Source organism: Leuconostoc palmae (assembly GCF_019656075.1).
In the GTDB taxonomy this organism is placed as follows: domain Bacteria; phylum Bacillota; class Bacilli; order Lactobacillales; family Lactobacillaceae; genus Leuconostoc; species Leuconostoc palmae.
The window spans coordinates 1-15,869 of sequence record NZ_BPKZ01000002.1 but is presented as its reverse complement, the minus strand read 5'-3'; the positions used below and the strand labels follow the sequence as shown (position 1 = coordinate 15,869).

At 34.6% G+C, this 15,869-nt stretch carries 16 protein-coding genes, 1 tRNA gene, 1 pseudogene and 1 other annotated feature; of the genes and pseudogenes, 3 read left to right on the top strand and 15 right to left on the bottom strand.

Translation table 11 applies throughout. The annotated features are described in order from the left end of the window. Nucleotides 1-21: 21 nt before the first annotated feature. The 6 genes from K5Q12_RS01560 to K5Q12_RS01535 all read right to left on the bottom strand — a co-directional run bounded on the left by K5Q12_RS01560 (nucleotide 22) and on the right by K5Q12_RS01535 (nucleotide 6,500). The gene (locus K5Q12_RS01560; protein WP_220741984.1) at nucleotides 22-840 is read right to left on the bottom strand and encodes an SPFH domain-containing protein; all 819 of its coding nucleotides are present in this window, start codon (nucleotides 838-840) and stop codon (nucleotides 22-24) included. A 23-nt stretch (nucleotides 841-863) separates the two neighbouring features. Continuing rightward, nucleotides 864-1,217: a toxin-antitoxin system HicB family antitoxin gene (locus tag K5Q12_RS01555; RefSeq protein ID WP_220741983.1), complete on the bottom strand. Its 354-nt coding sequence runs from the start codon at nucleotides 1,215-1,217 to the stop codon at nucleotides 864-866. Between the two features lie 92 nt (nucleotides 1,218-1,309). Further along, nucleotides 1,310-2,803 (bottom strand): UDP-N-acetylmuramyl-tripeptide synthetase, encoded by a 1,494-nt coding sequence (gene murE, locus K5Q12_RS01550; protein ID WP_220741982.1) that lies wholly within the window; start codon nucleotides 2,801-2,803, stop codon nucleotides 1,310-1,312. 79 nt (nucleotides 2,804-2,882) lie between these two features. Then, nucleotides 2,883-3,983 (bottom strand): tRNA dihydrouridine synthase, encoded by a 1,101-nt coding sequence (locus tag K5Q12_RS01545; protein ID WP_220741981.1) that lies wholly within the window; start codon nucleotides 3,981-3,983, stop codon nucleotides 2,883-2,885. An 84-nt stretch (nucleotides 3,984-4,067) separates the two neighbouring features. Continuing rightward, nucleotides 4,068-5,384, bottom strand: a complete 1,317-nt coding sequence (locus K5Q12_RS01540; protein ID WP_220741980.1) for a bifunctional folylpolyglutamate synthase/dihydrofolate synthase — start codon at nucleotides 5,382-5,384, stop codon at nucleotides 4,068-4,070. A gap of 174 nt (nucleotides 5,385-5,558) precedes the next feature. After that, entirely contained in the window at nucleotides 5,559-6,500 is a 942-nt protein-coding gene (locus tag K5Q12_RS01535; protein ID WP_220741979.1) for an NAD(P)-dependent oxidoreductase, read from the bottom strand. 454 nt (nucleotides 6,501-6,954) lie between these two features. Here K5Q12_RS01535 and K5Q12_RS01530 point away from each other — a divergent pair, with 454 nt between their 5' ends. Then, nucleotides 6,955-8,043, top strand: coding sequence for a PTS sugar transporter subunit IIC (locus tag K5Q12_RS01530; protein ID WP_373306131.1), 1,089 nt, complete (start codon nucleotides 6,955-6,957; stop codon nucleotides 8,041-8,043). Nucleotides 8,044-8,100: 57 nt separating this feature from the next. Then, on the top strand, nucleotides 8,101-9,141 hold the full coding sequence (locus K5Q12_RS01525; RefSeq protein WP_220741977.1) for a branched-chain amino acid aminotransferase: 1,041 nt from the start codon (nucleotides 8,101-8,103) through the stop codon (nucleotides 9,139-9,141). Nucleotides 9,142-9,181: 40 nt separating this feature from the next. Here K5Q12_RS01525 and K5Q12_RS01520 read toward each other — a convergent pair whose 3' ends face one another. The 9 genes and pseudogenes from K5Q12_RS01520 to K5Q12_RS01480 all read right to left on the bottom strand — a co-directional run bounded on the left by K5Q12_RS01520 (nucleotide 9,182) and on the right by K5Q12_RS01480 (nucleotide 15,338). Beyond that, entirely contained in the window at nucleotides 9,182-9,697 is a 516-nt protein-coding gene (locus K5Q12_RS01520; protein WP_220741976.1) for a YutD family protein, read from the bottom strand. Between the two features lie 20 nt (nucleotides 9,698-9,717). Continuing rightward, nucleotides 9,718-11,061 carry a bifunctional metallophosphatase/5'-nucleotidase gene (locus K5Q12_RS01515; protein WP_220741975.1) on the bottom strand — a complete coding sequence of 448 codons (1,344 nt, stop codon included), beginning with the start codon at nucleotides 11,059-11,061 and terminating at the stop codon, nucleotides 9,718-9,720. A 17-nt stretch (nucleotides 11,062-11,078) separates the two neighbouring features. After that, a pseudogene (locus K5Q12_RS01510) lies at nucleotides 11,079-11,696 on the bottom strand (metallophosphoesterase family protein). A 47-nt stretch (nucleotides 11,697-11,743) separates the two neighbouring features. Continuing rightward, the gene (locus tag K5Q12_RS01505; protein ID WP_220741974.1) at nucleotides 11,744-12,202 is read right to left on the bottom strand and encodes a hypothetical protein; all 459 of its coding nucleotides are present in this window, start codon (nucleotides 12,200-12,202) and stop codon (nucleotides 11,744-11,746) included. 3 nt (nucleotides 12,203-12,205) lie between these two features. After that, the gene (locus tag K5Q12_RS01500; protein ID WP_220741973.1) at nucleotides 12,206-13,300 is read right to left on the bottom strand and encodes an aminopeptidase P family protein; all 1,095 of its coding nucleotides are present in this window, start codon (nucleotides 13,298-13,300) and stop codon (nucleotides 12,206-12,208) included. Between the two features lie 118 nt (nucleotides 13,301-13,418). Next, entirely contained in the window at nucleotides 13,419-13,733 is a 315-nt protein-coding gene (gene rpmA / locus K5Q12_RS01495; protein WP_281418930.1) for a 50S ribosomal protein L27, read from the bottom strand. Nucleotides 13,734-13,760: 27 nt separating this feature from the next. Beyond that, complete coding sequence (rplU, locus tag K5Q12_RS01490; RefSeq protein ID WP_220741971.1) at nucleotides 13,761-14,060, bottom strand: 50S ribosomal protein L21; 300 nt, start codon at nucleotides 14,058-14,060, stop codon at nucleotides 13,761-13,763. 11 nt (nucleotides 14,061-14,071) lie between these two features. Next, nucleotides 14,072-14,155: a sequence feature (ribosomal protein L21 leader region), on the bottom strand. A 53-nt stretch (nucleotides 14,156-14,208) separates the two neighbouring features. Further along, on the bottom strand, nucleotides 14,209-14,787 hold the full coding sequence (locus K5Q12_RS01485) for a TetR/AcrR family transcriptional regulator (RefSeq protein ID WP_220741970.1): 579 nt from the start codon (nucleotides 14,785-14,787) through the stop codon (nucleotides 14,209-14,211). A gap of 32 nt (nucleotides 14,788-14,819) precedes the next feature. Next, nucleotides 14,820-15,338: a molecular chaperone gene (locus K5Q12_RS01480; protein WP_220741969.1), complete on the bottom strand. Its 519-nt coding sequence runs from the start codon at nucleotides 15,336-15,338 to the stop codon at nucleotides 14,820-14,822. A gap of 114 nt (nucleotides 15,339-15,452) precedes the next feature. Between K5Q12_RS01480 and K5Q12_RS01475 the strand changes: the two genes are divergently transcribed. Further along, a tRNA-Arg gene (locus tag K5Q12_RS01475) sits at nucleotides 15,453-15,526 on the top strand. Nucleotides 15,527-15,869 lie beyond the last annotated feature (343 nt).

Genomic DNA, 15,869 nt, shown 5'->3' with positions numbered 1-15,869 from the left:
TTAGCTTTAAAAGTCATAACACTATGCTTGAAAACCTTTTTCTAGCAATTTTCCTTTTATTGGAAGCTGTCCCAAGTTATCAATTTTTTGACTATCTACTACAACTAGATTCGCTGACGATTCTGCTAAGGTTGTAAAGGCATTGATTGATTGATTCTGAAAATATTTATCATCTGCATTAGTAAGCCCAGATTGAACCGTATCTATACGATATCGTTCAGCATCTGCTCGTGTTTTCGTAGCATCAGCTTCTGCTTTAGCTGTTGCCATTAAAGCATCATTTTTTGCCTTTGTTGTTAACTCAATTGAACGTGCCTCTCCCTCAGCTTTTGCAATTGTAGCCACTCTCTCACGATCAGCAGTTAATTGTTTGTCCATTGCTTCTTGAATAGAAATTGATGGACGTAGCTCATCGATATTAATTCTGTCAACATTAATACCGTATGTATTAGTTAAATCACCAATAGCTTCAGCTAATTGAACGTTAATTTTAGTAGTGGAACCAAGTGCCTCATTCAATTCCATACGCCCAATAATATCTCTTAAATGTCCACGAACTAGTTGCGCCATAGATTCAACTGAATCCGTATTTTCATACATATACTTTATCGCATCAGTGACATGATAATTTAATGTAACACTTGCTTTTATATCAGCATTATCTGCCGTTATAACTGAGTAATCTGGTAATCTTAGTGGTCTCATAGCTAGACTCACTTTTCTGATTCTTTGAAAGAAAGGAATATAGAAATGCAATCCAGCCTCTTTTCGGTTACTATACTTGCCAAGCGTTTCTACTAATCCAACATTATTTTGAGGTACAATTTTAAAAAACAACATTATTTCTCCATTTTATTCTTATTTTACGATTTTAATTCTCTTAATGTTAAGACATTTCCATTTGCTTCAATAATGACATATTTTTTTTGAACATTAATCTTCTGAGCATTTTCAATCAAAAAGCGATAATAAATACCCGATATTTTAACCAGCTGACTATCTAAGTCAAAGTTTTCACCGGAAACGACATTCCCAACAAACTGTCGATCTTCAAAAGTTTTGGGATGTATACATTCTTCTAAAAGTTTTGTTAAATAATTATTTAACGAACGTCCTTCTTGAATAGCATGTCTTGCTAGTTCTTCATGTAATTCAGGATTTATTCTTAATGGAATATTCCCTGATTTTTTGTGTAGTTTATCACTATTTTTTGTCATATCTATATGATATCATATAGAGAAATTTTAATCGACAAAAAAACTTACACCAACCCCAGCTTAGGATAAATGTAAGTTTTATAATTACTGAATTAAATATACTGTTGTGCAAAATTTTTAACAACTTGATAATCGCCAATATAAGGTTCATCAATACCATTTACCTTTTGGTAAGGATCTTCACCTTTTCCGGCAACAATCACTATATCTTCATCATTAGCAAGTGATAAGGCTTTATTGATTGCACTTATTCTATTCATATCAAAATAGATTGCTAACTTTTCATTACTAATATGTTCAGCAATTTCATGTGCAATCGCTTGTGGTGATTCAAATTGTGGATCATCTGCTGTTAGAAAAACAACATCAGCAAACTCCGACACAACTTTTCCAAAGTCGGCTCGTCTAGAAACGCCTTTATTTCCTGGTGCTCCAACAACAACAATGACTTTCCCAGAGGGGTACTGATTTTGTGCAAAACTCAAAAGTGCTTTCATTGATGCATAATTATGTGCATAATCAACAAACGCCACTCCATGTCCGTGAATCGGTAAGCTCAACATGCGTCCTGGTATAAAAACTTGATCAAGGCCTTTCACCATATCTTCATGCTGTGCACCAGCCATAGCAGACATAATTAGCGCAGCCAAAGCGTTTGACTCATTAAAATCACCTGGTAGATTTAGGCGATACTCACCATTCATTTCAGTAAATCTGCTATCTTTCACTATAAACTTACTTTCATGAATTGCGCTTTTTTTAGAAGTGAAAGTAAATTCACCTCCTTTGTCAAATTGGCTATATGTATAAATTTCATTATGATTTTTACTGGCATAACGACTAATCTTCATGAATTGATCACTTTCAGCATTAATGATAACTTGATCTGAATTATCAAAAAGCATGAGTTTATGTGCTAAGTAATCCTCAAAATTAGGGTGTTCATTTGGACCAATATGATCTGGAGATATATTCAAAAAAGCACCTACTTGATAGCGTAATCCATAAACACGTTGTTTAAGATAAGCTTGGGAACTCACCTCCATAATTAAATGTGTCATCCCATTATCAACTGCTCTTCTCATATCTTTGAACAACTCATATGATTCTGGAGTAGTCAAATCAGATTTTTTCTTATCTTCTAGATTATTGCCTGTAATACGATCTACTGTTGAAAACAACGCTGTTTTTTGATTAGTCATATGCTGCAATATGTTAAATACCATATAAGCAGCAGTAGTTTTTCCTTTTGTTCCAGTAAAAGCGCCTATCCACAAACTATCTTGTGGGTAATCAAAAAAAGCCATAGATAATACTGACAATGCTTTTTGCTCATCAGAAACTATCCATTGTGGCATTTCAATTGGCAACAATTTCTGAGTTACCAGAGCTGTCACATTGCCCAACAGCCCCTCCAGATACTTTGCTTTAAAAGCGCCTTTTACGACAAAAAGAGTATTATTTTCAACTTCTCTTGTGTCATAATGTAGAAAATCAAATGTTATTTCTTGATCTATATTCGGATTAGATACTAACAAATTATGATGTTTTAATAGTTCTGTTACTGATTTACTGGTTAATTTCATGAATTCATTATACAAAAAAAGCTTGGTGTAAAACAAGCTGATTAAACTAAATCACTTGTATAACCAAGATTTTAGAATTTTATTTTGATTTTTTTACCGACATTTCAGCATATACTGCTTCATTATCTCGATAAATATGTTGATCTTCAGCAACATTTTGATAAACTCTAGTAAGTTCTCGATCTAGTATCGTACGCACTTCTTCAGTGGTATGTGTTTCCATCAAAAGCTGTCTCAAACTAGATGCATGTGCAAAACCACGTAAATAAATTTTGAAATATCGCTTTAAGGCTTCAAAATGTTTAGGTGTTCCAGCACTATTAACTTCATCAAAAAGATTCAACTGTAAGCGTAATAACTCTATTGATTCTTCCAATGTATGTTGTGTAGGCTCCTGTTCAAACGCATATGGATTTTCAAAGATACCACGTCCAATCATAATACCGTCAATGCCTGGATGTTGTCTAACTAGTTCAAGTCCTTGCTTACGATTTTTGATATCTCCGTTAATTTGAATGAGGGTACTTGGCGCAATATTATCCCGTAAAGCTAAAATTTCATCAATATACTCTACATGAGCAGGTGCTTTTGACATTTCCTTACGTGATCGCAAATGAACTGTCAATACAGCAACATTTTGTTTTAGGATAACAGGCAACCACTCGCGAAATTCTTCTGCTTTATGGAATCCCAACCGAGTTTTAACAGAAACAGGTAAATTAGATTTTTTGGCAGCTACAATTATCTGCTCAGCCAAATCAGCATGTCTAATTAAGTCAGACCCTGCACTATTTTTAATAACTGTTGCATCTGGACAGCCCATATTGATATCGACAGCCTGATAACCCATTTCTGGCAACAACATTGATGCACCTGCAATATCTTCAGGTTTTGATCCCCATATTTGAGCTACAGGAAATGTTTCTCCTTTAGCAACAGCTAATCTACCTTGTACCGAAAACTTAGCTTTAGGGTGAACCATGGAACTAGCATTCGTAAATTCCGTATAGTAAACATCTGGTGCGGCTGCTTTTTCAACAACTCGTCTAAATATTGTATCTGTTACGGCTTCCATTGGAGCCAAGCTAAAAAATGGCAATTTTATATTTGATTGATTACTAGACTGTGCTTTAGTGACAATGTCATCCCAAAAAGTAGTAGCTTGTGTTTGAGGTGCCATGATTATTCTCCTTGTGAAATGTAAGTGAGTACAATCATAACACATTTTAACCCTGTCTGTCAGTTATCCGGCCTTGAAAACACACTATATTCTACCTTCTTTTTGTATCGCGCTTAATGTATAAAAAGATCCTGTAACGACAATGAGTGCTTGTGAAGATTCACGTACTCTCATCGCCAATGAAATAGCTGCAGATGCATCACTAGCTATTTCAACATCGACATGTGGATAATTCGCAATGATCTCTGCCGCTAATTCTTCAGCTGGAAGTGCACGTGTTTTATTATTTGGTGTTACAGTAATCACACGTTGTACAGTGGGCATGATAATGTCAAGCATTTCATGGTAATCTTTGTCTTTTAAAACCCCTAAAACAAGCGTTGGTTTAATTTTCAGGTGCCACGAATTCAATGCAGAAACAAGCGCATTAATACCATCAACATTATGAGCCGCATCAAACAATATATTTGAGTCACTATGATAATTCATTCGCCCTAACATATTAACATTAGATAATCCTAGTTGTGTTTTTTCGGTTGAAAAATGATAACCCATACCTAAAAGAGCGGCTTTTATCTGTAATACAATGCTGAAGTTGTTTACCTGAAAAGCGCCAGCCATATTTAAGAAGTATCCACTTTTACCGTTAATAATTAAGTCAAGCCCATTTGGCATTGTATTAGCGATGATAATTTGATCAGGGGTATGATCAAACCACTTTGCCCCCACTTGTTCAGTTCTTTCTTTCAATACACGCCGCACAGTAATATCTTGCCCAGCATAATCAATAACTAAAGTATTTTTCTTGATAATTGCTGCTTCATTTTTAGCAATTTCGACTAAATTATGACCAATTGCATTTTCATGATCAATACTTGTTTTTGTAAACACACTAATCATCGGCATTTCAATTGCATTCGTAGCATCTCTAAGTCCACCTAACCCGGCTTCAAATAAAACAAAATCAACTTTTTTATCCGCAAAATAAAGTAACGAAATTAAGGTGAAGTATTCGAAATAGGTTAAATCACTTGCTGCTTTTTGATGCACTTTTAATACACTAACCACGCTATCATACTGAACTAAAAAATCACGAGGAGATATAAATTCATCATTTATGCCAATTTGTTCTCTTGAAGATAAAATAAATGGACTCGAAAAGTGCCCACATACATAATCATTAGCTTTTAAAATAGCTGTCATCATAGCAACTGTCGAGCTTTTACCATTGGTTCCAGTTATATGAATAATTTTCAATTGCTGATCAGGGTTTCCTAACCATCCTAATATTTCTTTTAAAAAAGGTACACGTGTGTCATCTAATTTATGCCACCTTTTATCAAGACCTTTAATCACATTCTTGTATCTCAATAAGACACGTTTGTCTATTGACTTCTCCACAACAAAGCCCCCATTGTTTTATCTGAGTTTTATTTTAACACAGAACATTATTCAAATGATTACTTGAGCGTATTGATGAAAAAAATAGCATTCAAAGTACTATTTAATTATAGTTAATATGACAATACTACGTTTAAAAACAACTCGTTGTAACTTTCAAATAACTAAATGATCTTAATATCCCTTATCTAAATCAACTACATTACATTTAAAACTCTTATTTCCTACAAATCCTGGTACATTTTTTTCGAAAAGTCTAAACAGTCCCCCTATTCTACCTGCATTAACATTTTCTCCCCAACTTGTATGTTGAGTTAATAAAATTTGTAGTCTTTCAAATAAAACATGATTTTTAGGTAATGGTTCAGGTGTTGTCACATCTAATGCTGCATATTTAACACGAGAATCATCAATGGCAGTAAGTAATACCTCCTGATTAAGTGTTGTTCCTCTACCAATATTAATAAATAGAAATAATTGATTAACTTGTTCAAAAAAACGACTGTCAAAAAAATTTTGCGTTTCAGCTGTTCCCGGTAATCCATCCACAACAATTTTAACTTTAGCTAAAGCTTCTTGATAATTATTAATTGAATAAATTTCATCAAATTCTTCAACTGGTCTACCTGAAGTATTAACACCATAAACAACACCACCAAATGACTTGATATGAGACGCAATTTGCCTACCAATTCGACCAGTACCAAAAACCAAAACTGGCAATTCATTAATCAAATATTGATTTGTAAAAGGTTCCCAATGTTGTCTTGTTGCATAAATATTTAACCCTCGAGCAAAATATAAAATATAGCCAATTACCGTTTGAGCAATTGGGATTGCCTTTAAACCACTTGCATTTGTTACTGTAATACCACGTTTTTTTAATAGTTCTAATGGCAAATAGTCTACTCCTGCTGATTGTGCTTGAATCCATTTTAATTTAGAACTAGGATTGTTCAGCATTTTATCACCAATTATATTATCCCATGCATAACTGATAACGATTTCCGGAATTTGATTATTTGTCACAGTATCAGGTGTAACAACATCAATACCATATCGCGATAAAAATTGACGATTTTTAAATGTTAAAGCTTTCACTGCTAAAAGTAACATATTCCTAATCTCCTTTTATGAATTTATGCAACTTTATTTCTATATAAATTAATTATATTATATCAAATTCAATTAATTTAAAATTAGAGTATTGACATTTTTTAATCATAGCGTCATAATAAAAAACATCAAATAAAAGGAACAAGAAAAATGTGTAGTCACAGCACAAACAATTTCACAAGCATTATTAAGATCAACGTCGTCATTATTATGTGACTTCTCGCTGGTCTATTTTTGCTACCAGTCGAGAAGTCATCCTCTCGACTGGCGTGAGAAGAATGTTGTTGTATGACTTCATTTTTTAAAAGGCGCTAGTTAAAACTAGCGCCTTTTTCTTTTGTTTTTTAATACATAGCCTTATCCAATCGTCTTGGAAATAGGCATTTACTTTCGGGAGGAATTTATTATGGATGTATCAGCAACAACAAATGGGCCAAAAAAGGCTGAAAGTGATATGACACTTTTAGACAAAAAAACACAACCTCGCACAGCTCGTGAAATGGTATTTGATATTTCAACAGGCATTTCAAATGCCATATTAGCTGTCTTAGGTATGGGATTATTGATGTCATCAATTGGTAATCTCTTTCATTACACACCACTCATCCAAGCAGGGTTGATGGGACAAAAAATGCTCGCTCCAGCGCTTGGCGTCGGTATTGCTATCATGATGCGCGCCAACATTTTAACAACTGGTGCCGCTTTAATTGCTGCTACAGTTGGATCAAATGCCGTTTATTTCACATCAGCAGTTTCGCCAGCAACACATACAGCAACTGGTTGGGTTGCTAACCAAGCAGCAGGATCACTTATAATGACTTCTGGTCAACCTGTTTCAGCTGTTTTAGCAGCACTAGCTGCTGTATTTGTTGGTAATTGGCTTACAGGAAAAACACCATTAGACATGATGTTAGTTCCTTTATCTGCAACATTAGCAGGAACATTTTTTGGACTTGCAACGGCTTCAGTTACTACACCATTTTTAAACTGGGTTTCTGAATCGTTAGCTTCAACAATGAAAGTAAATCCTTTTCTAGGCGCATTTGTCGTTTCTTTTGTTTGGTTTTTATTCCTAATGACACCTGCTTCATCAGCAGCACTTGCAATTGCTGTTATGCTTGATCCACTGTCAGGAGGCGCTGCGTTAATTGGTACCACCTCTGGATTTGTCGTCTACACTGCAATGGGTTGGAAACAAAATGATCTTGGTGCTAATTTTGCGCAAACAATTGTTACACCAAAAGTTCAATTCCCTAATCTTCTTAAAAGTCCATTACTATTATTTGGTCCAGCTGTAGTTGCTGGATTATCGGCCATGATGGCTGTCGGTGTTTTCAACTTGAAAGTACCTTTCGCAATTGCCGGATTAGGATTAAACGGATTTATCGCACCAATTGCTCTAGCATCAACAAACCCTCGAGGTTTATTAATTGTTGCTGTATTTGGTATAGTAGTTCCTGTAGTTGCTTGCTTGGCAATGTATTTCTTACTTAAAAAAACAGGTAAAACAAAGCCAAATGACTTACATTTAGATGTTGTTTAATTTTAATTTCAGAGTTATAGTATATTTATCATAATTTTATAAGAAAGAGGCAGAGTTATGTCACAAGAGAAAGCACAACCTTCAGATTTTAATTGGGAAGAACTAGGTTTTGAATATTACGATCTACCTTATCGTTTTAGAGCCTACTATAAAGATGGTAAATGGAGTGAAGGCGGTCTCGAAACAGATTCGAACTTACCAGTCAACGAAGCTGCAACAGGTCTTCATTACGGTCAAAATATTTTTGAAGGTCTAAAAGTATACCGTCGTAAGGATGGTGGTGCTAACCTCTTCCGCCCTGATCGCAACGCTAAAAGATTACAAAATTCAGCTGCACGTTTAATGATGGCTCCAGTACCAGAAGAACTTTTCTTACGTGGTCTCAAAGAAGTCACAAAAGCAAACCAAGACTTTATCCCCCCTTATGGTACTGGTGCAACACTTTACCTTCGCCCATTTGAATTTGGAGGTGGCCCAGTAGTGGGAGTACATCCAGCTGACAACTATGTCTTTGAAGTATACGCTACACCAGTCGGTGCATATTACAAAGGTGGTTTGACACCAACTGCTTACGTTACAAATCAATATGATCGTGCTGCCCACGGTGGTACTGGTGCAGCTAAAGCAGGTGGAAACTACGGTGCTTCAATGCTTGCTGGAGATGAAGCACATGCTGCTGGCTATTCTGATGTTGTTTATCTTGATCCAAGATTACATGAGAATATTGAAGAACTTGGTTCAGCTAACTTTTTTGGTATTACTAAGGACGGTCGCTTCTTAACACCCAAATCTCCTTCAATCTTACCATCAGTTACAAAGTATTCTTTGCTTGCTGTTGCTGAAGAACTAGGCCTTCAAGCTGAAGAAACAACAATTTCTATTAATGATCTTGACCAATTTGCAGAAGCTGGTGCAATGGGTACCGCAGCCGTAATTTCTCCAGTTGGTTCAATCACTCATCTTGGTAACAAACATGTCTTCTACTCAGAAACAGAAGTAGGTCCTTGGACTCAAAAGCTATACGATCGATTAACAGCAATTCAATATGGTGATGAAAAGGGTCCTGAAGGTTGGTCTGTTGACGTTCCTCTATCCTAACCCTAACAAAAAAGCATTGATATAAATATCAATGCTTTTTTTATTTTTGTTTAATTACAAATGATCTTTTTTTAGATTGTTTCTGATTAGATGAATTAACTTTCCCTTTACCTTTGAATTGTGATGTAACTGATTTAGATCTTTGATTTTTTTTTCGTCCTCTAGTATCACTTTTTTCTTTTTTCTCCTGAGCCACGGCTCTTGGATTGACATTTTCTAATACAAAGTATGGTGCTCCAAAATTAACGTACTCATATAAATAATCTTGTAAGGCCATTATTTTATTTTCAAAAGCTACCTTCTTACTATTTTGATAAAAACCTTTTAATCGTAACTGGTCAGCAGAAATATCACCTACAATATAATCATATTGCGCTAACAATGGTGTATATCTAACAGCTAGTTTCTCAACATCGAAAGCATCCTTAAAATTATCTACTAGTTCCAGAGTTAGCCCGTCAATTTCTATTTCATCTCCACGTCGAATAATCTGGTAAGCATTTTTTCGTTCCTCTTGTTGTGCCAGTGTTTTTACTTTTAGCAGTTCACGATCCATTAAGTTACTCCTTAATTATTTTACTGGTATTTTTGTTTATAGTAGTTTGCCATTAATTCTCTTAGTAAGATGTTAAGTTCAATTTTGACTGGCGCGTCCTGAATAGTAGGAAAAAACGGCACCCATTTGTAGTGGTCTAAAGTGGCTATTTGATATCTTTTTTGTAATTCTAACTTTTCACCGTGATAAAAAATTTGCCCATGTCTATCCCGATCAATACCATCAAAACGTATATACCCAAATATCTTACCACGAAATCCACTACCCTTTAATGGCAAATTTGACAGTCGCTCTCGTTGTTCATCAATTTCATTAAATAACATAGTAACTTCTTCACCGCTAAGTGTCATAACCATTGGATTAATTGAATGTGGCATACTCTCTAACAAATCATAAGGCGTCAAAATCCCCTGAGGTAAGTCATCAACAAACATACCAGTAGAAATCATCGCTGCTGGTACATCGAAATATTTTTTCAACGCTCTCATACCATCATATAACTGTTCATCTGGCGTTAAAAGTTTAGGTAATCTGGTCACTATTTGCCTAGTTAACATGTGCTTACCAACTTTTTGCCAACGATGCATCAGTTCATAATCACCAAATTGTTCATCTATTTCATACACTGGTTTAGTTTTGGCGCTTTTTTCAAATATTTTATGATTAGTTACTTTCAATGTAATATCGCCAATATTTTCACCATATCGTCCAGCTGCTGCTAATAAGGTCCCATTAACATACTTTCCTTGTTCAAGTAAATGGTGTGTGTGCGCGCCCATTATCACATCAATATCATAATTTTTAGCAATATGTTCGTCAGTTGGTAGTCCTAAATGAGATAATAATACTACAATATCGGATTTTTCTTGAATTTCAGGTAACAGTTTATTCAGTGTCTGATCAACATTTTGGGGTTGCCAACCAAGTGATGGATACGTTAAATCATACGGTGCTGTCATACCTAAAATTGCAATGTTCGTGCCCAACTTAGTTGTCAATATTTTATACGGATCAGCCCACTTAGGTTGAGTTGCTTTAGGCAGTTCGAATAGATTAGCTAAAAGAACATCAAAATTAGCGTCATCATACAGATGATTCATGGATTGATGTGATAAGACTAACCCTTCATTATTCCCAATTGTGACTGCATCATATCCAGCACCATTCATTAATTGGACATTGCTTTTACCCAGTGTTGCCTCAGTTAGAGGATTTAACCTGTCAATTGCATCTCCAACATCGAAAGTGAAGCTTTCTTGATACTTTTTCTGATATTTTTTTAAAAATCTCAAAATTCTTGGCCAATGTTCAAAATGAGAATGTAAATCATTGGTATGTAAAAAATGAATAATCTCTGTAGCCATCTAATTCCTTTCTATAGTCACTGATTTTTCAAATAAATCATATGTTTAGCTCTAATGATTTGAATCACCTCATTTTGGCTTAAAGGGGCGCCAAATAGATTTGTTGTATTTAAAAATTGGTCAATATCTTTTGAATCAATTCCCACATTAATGTTCTCTTTTTGAGGTACACTGTGATCATGAATATGACCATGTAGGTTAATCTGATTTTTTGTTTTGCCAAAAATCATTGGATAATGAGTTAAAAATATTTCATGATGATCAAATTTTAATCGTAGACCAACTTCATGAACTTCAAATTTAACTCTTCCGTTTTCAAGTGTATAATTATTTTTAATCAAAAATTTTAGAAATTCACTCGAATCATGGTTTCCTTTAATGATAATTAAATTACCATTAAGTTTCTTCAATATACGTAATGTATTCTGCATACTAATGATTGGTAGTTTAGTAAACTAATGACTAATATCTCCCAAATGATATACTGTATCACTTTGTTTCACCTTATTATTCCAGTTATTCATAATTGTTTGATTCATGTCGTCAACAAAAATAAATTGATTTCTAGGAGAAAAATCTTGATTAACCAATAATGCATCATGAAAGAAATGCGTATCTGCCGTGTAAAAATTCATTTATTATCCATCCTTTCTACAACAATTGTTGGTACGAAAAAACGCCGCTATTGCGACGCTGAATTGCTATAACTTGACAATAAATCGTTAAAATTTTGCAGATTAGAAGGAAATGCATTTAATCCCCAAATAATTTGTTCACGTTGTCCTGGCAATTTAAATCGCACACCCCATTCATCATTCAAACTTTTATCCGAATATGATGGACCGGGATATTCTGTCATCCATGTATCAATGTATGCTAAAATTTGAGGAGCCAAATCATCCCATCTAGTGCTTAGATCAACCCATTCTTCATTATAATGCCATTGAAAAGGTTCTCCTGATTGATTATAATGTGGATTAAAAAAATCGTAATCCAAATCATTTATATTTTTAGGAGACTTACTGTTCTTATCTAACTGTAAAAAGGCATGTCCTTCATGACGCTTGGCATATATATATTCAAAACCTTTTACCATATTTCCTCGGTAAAAAACCAAGAAATCCAGTCTTTTTTCACTCATTAATTAACCTTCAATTATAATCAAATTTTTAGTAATACCATCCGTCAAATTTTCATAACCATCATTTGTAACAATAATGTCATCTTCAATTCTAACGCCACCTTCACCTGATAGATAAACACCAGGTTCAATTGTTAATAAATGTCCAGCCTGCATTTCATCACTCGATTGTGAACTCAAAACTGGCCCTTCGTGAATATCAAGGCCAACACCATGTCCTGTCGAATGATTAAATTGTTGTCCATAGCCATGATTCGTAATATAATTACGAGCAACTCTATCTATTTCACTTCCAGAAATGCCTGGTTTAACAATAGCTATTGCGTTTTCGTTGGCTTGTTTGACAACATTATATACTTCTTTTAATTTGTCATTAATACTGCCAACAGCAATAGTACGAGTCACATCCGATGTATATCCATCAACATAGTACCCAAAGTCAATTGTTACGAGTTCACCTGATTTTATCACTTTTTCAGTAGCCTCACCGTGTGGCAGTGCTGATCGATATCCAGAGGCAACGATGGTATCAAAAGAAGCTTTTTCCGCACCATAAACTTTTTGTAATCTATCTAATTCATTTGCAACTTGTCGTTCTGTCATACCAACTTTAATGAATGATAACAAGTCATTGAATGCCAAAACTGATGCTTTAGCAGCACGGCGTAAAGCATCTAATTCAACTTCGTCTTTGACTTCTCGTAAAGCCTCAATAGCACCAGGTAAAGCGTCAAAATCAATATCTGCTGGCAAAAGTTGATCAATTAAATCATATACATTGTAAGGTATACTAGCTTCAAATGCTAATCTAGTAATCTTAAATTCTATAATAGCTTCTATTGCAGCCTCATAATATGCTCGTGTCACAAAAAAACTAACATTCTTGGGCAACCTATCTTTGTAATCTTCTTCATAACGGGCATCCGTAATTAATCTAACTTGCTCTTGCCCAACGACAAGAACACCTTCACCTGTTCCACCATCAAACCCTGTCAAATATTTTGTATTCGCACCTTGGTAAACAATCATACCATCCAAATCTAATTTCTTTAGTAATTTTTGCAATTTACTGATACGCGCTTCAAAATATTTATTCATCTTTAAGTATATCCTTCTTTTATAATTAACATTATTATATCACACCGTTTAATTGATCAAACTATTCTTACCTATACAAAAAAACATGATGAATAAATTCATCATGTTTCCCAGTTACTTACTTTGCAGCAAGAATTTCATTGTATTGTTCACGTGTATAAACTGAAACTTGGCGCTTTTCACGACCTTTACGTTCGAACTTAACAACGCCATCTGTTAATGCAAATAATGTATCATCTCCACCTTTTTTAACGTTCACACCTGGATAAATATGTGTACCACGTTGGCGATAAATGATTGAACCAGCTGTCAAAGCTTGACCGTCAGCAACCTTAGTTCCCAAACGACGTCCGGCTGAGTCACGACCGTTGGCTGAAGATCCGCCACCTTTGTGGTGAGCGAACATTTGTAAGTTTTCTTGATTCATCAACATAAGTCTATTCTCCTTTACAAGTGATGATTACGCGATTGAATCAATCTTCACGCGTGTATATGGTTGGCGGTGACCTTGCTTAGAATGCATATTCTTCTTGGCCTTATACTTGAAAGTAACAACTTTCTTTTGCTTGCCTTGCTTTTCAACAGTTCCTGCAACCTTAGCACCTTCAACAAAAGGTGCACCAACTTTTCCGTCTACCAGGACAACTTGGTCAAAAATTACTTTTTCACCTTCAGCTGCGTCCAACTTTTCAACGAAAATTGTGTCACCTTCAGCGACTTTATATTGCTTGCCGCCTGTTACAATAATTGCGTATGCCATTATTGAATTCTCCTTATACTTAGACTCACCATCCCAGGCGGGCCGGCCCTTGTCCGACACGTACTTCAACCTGTTCTGAGTGGTTGTAGCTTTGCTAACAACTATCCAATCATATCAAATTTACATTTTAAAGTCAATGATGATTATATCATTTGACATCATTAGAAAAATCAAACAAACTCAAGGCATTTTTAGAAATCCCGGTGGTATTTAATCTTAATATTTCTTCAAATTGGCTAATGAGCATCCCCTGATCTATATCCATATTATTATCTAGCCAAACAGCAACTAATGACCAAAATCCTCCCATCAGTGCTTCAAATTGAAAAATAATTTTCTGCTGAATGGATTCATCTTCAATTAAATCTACTTTCGTTTTCATAAAAGAACGCATTCTAGCCTTCACATTTACTAAAAACAAAACATCTGTATTAAAATTCAATACAGCATTGTAAAATGCTGCTTGTCCACTAATAATTCTTATAATTTTTGAAATATGAATTTTATCTTGTATTGCAGTTGATATTTCAAACAATAGACTGTTGTTTACTTCAGATATTAAGTGTTCTTTATTTTGGAAATATTTATAGAACGTCCCTTTAGTAACTGCAGCCCTTTCAAGTAGCGTAGTAATAGAAAAATCGGGTTGTATTGTTAACAGAGCAATTGTTGTGTCTTCAATTCTTTTCTTTGTTCTAATAACACGTGCATCTTCTTTTCTAGACATAATTTCCTCAATAAAAAAACACAATACTACGCTTACTCTTCGTTTTTGATGCCTATTTTGTATAAATCAGCTTCAATATTCAGGTCTTTTTTCATTTGTGTCACAATGTCATCACGCTGTGCTGAACTTTTGTTAATTGCGTTCACTGACATTTCTATGATTGTGTCAAAACGATCGTGAAAGCGTGAAGCAACACTACCATCAATATTATAGTGCCCTTTTTTTGCCGATTGTACAATCGTAACTATGCCTTGTGATCCATAAAAAGCCTGACGTAAACTTTGAGAATCGACATTACTCAAATTTTGGCTGTTGTGGTTAATTATCGTATCAGCTGATTTTTCAATAGCAGTCATTGTTTGATTTTTAGTATAATCAAACTTGCTTAATGTCTGTACAAAATTTTGAATATCATGTTTCGATTGTTTAACATGTTGATAATCTTCCCTCGGCATTGCTACCCCTGCGTACTTTGGTTGTTGATTAAATGAAATTAAAGCAACTAACAAAGCAATGAATAGTACACCTAAAGCAATAAACGCTTTTCTCATACGTTTCCTCTTTACAATAATTTTAACTATAGTATACTATGAAATACTTGTTAAAAAAATAGTTGTTACTATATTTGATTTTTATAAAAAATATGGTATGATATATCTTGCATTGCGTTGGTAGCTCAGCTGGATAGAGCAGCCGGTTTCTACCCGGCAGGTCGAGGGTTCGACTCCCCCTCAACGCATATTGACCGTTTTATCAGGATGACTGATAAAACGGTTTTTTGTTGCTTAAACGTTGGTGTGTAAGGTTTTTGAGCTATTTAAAGTTTTCGCTGGTTTTCATCAGTTTTTACTATTTTATCGCCAGAGTGCTACATTAGTGCTATAAATTTAGACAACAAAAAATACCCAACCAGATTATCCTGCTCTTATACTAAAAAAATGGACTATTTTTATTCAGTCCGTAAAATGAAAGCATAGGAGTATTTTTATATCAATTCGTTATTCGCAAGATTTCAAAGATTCATTGGTTAAACTTCACCAAGAAGGCCGTTCACTTAAATCATTAGCAGAAGAATTTGGTCC

Excerpts from the sequence above, each read along its gene's own strand:
- K5Q12_RS01515 (WP_220741975.1), bottom strand. The coding sequence starts at position 11,061 with ATGGCTACAGAGATTATTCATTTTTTACATACCAATGATTTACATTCT.
- K5Q12_RS01560 (WP_220741984.1), bottom strand. The coding sequence starts at position 840 with ATGTTGTTTTTTAAAATTGTACCTCAAAATAATGTTGGATTAGTAGAA.
- K5Q12_RS01520 (WP_220741976.1), bottom strand. The coding sequence starts at position 9,697 with ATGGATCGTGAACTGCTAAAAGTAAAAACACTGGCACAACAAGAGGAA.
- K5Q12_RS01555 (WP_220741983.1), bottom strand. The coding sequence starts at position 1,217 with ATGACAAAAAATAGTGATAAACTACACAAAAAATCAGGGAATATTCCA.
- K5Q12_RS01505 (WP_220741974.1), bottom strand. The coding sequence starts at position 12,202 with ATGAGTGAAAAAAGACTGGATTTCTTGGTTTTTTACCGAGGAAATATG.
- K5Q12_RS01500 (WP_220741973.1), bottom strand. The coding sequence starts at position 13,300 with ATGAATAAATATTTTGAAGCGCGTATCAGTAAATTGCAAAAATTACTA.
- murE (WP_220741982.1), bottom strand. The coding sequence starts at position 2,803 with ATGAAATTAACCAGTAAATCAGTAACAGAACTATTAAAACATCATAAT.
- K5Q12_RS01525 (WP_220741977.1), top strand. The coding sequence starts at position 8,101 with ATGTCACAAGAGAAAGCACAACCTTCAGATTTTAATTGGGAAGAACTA.
- K5Q12_RS01535 (WP_220741979.1), bottom strand. The coding sequence starts at position 6,500 with ATGTTACTTTTAGCAGTGAAAGCTTTAACATTTAAAAATCGTCAATTT.
- K5Q12_RS01480 (WP_220741969.1), bottom strand. The coding sequence starts at position 15,338 with ATGAGAAAAGCGTTTATTGCTTTAGGTGTACTATTCATTGCTTTGTTA.
- K5Q12_RS01545 (WP_220741981.1), bottom strand. The coding sequence starts at position 3,983 with ATGGCACCTCAAACACAAGCTACTACTTTTTGGGATGACATTGTCACT.
- K5Q12_RS01485 (WP_220741970.1), bottom strand. The coding sequence starts at position 14,787 with ATGTCTAGAAAAGAAGATGCACGTGTTATTAGAACAAAGAAAAGAATT.
- rpmA (WP_281418930.1), bottom strand. The coding sequence starts at position 13,733 with ATGTTGATGAATCAAGAAAACTTACAAATGTTCGCTCACCACAAAGGT.
- rplU (WP_220741971.1), bottom strand. The coding sequence starts at position 14,060 with ATGGCATACGCAATTATTGTAACAGGCGGCAAGCAATATAAAGTCGCT.
- K5Q12_RS01530 (WP_373306131.1), top strand. The coding sequence starts at position 6,955 with ATGACACTTTTAGACAAAAAAACACAACCTCGCACAGCTCGTGAAATG.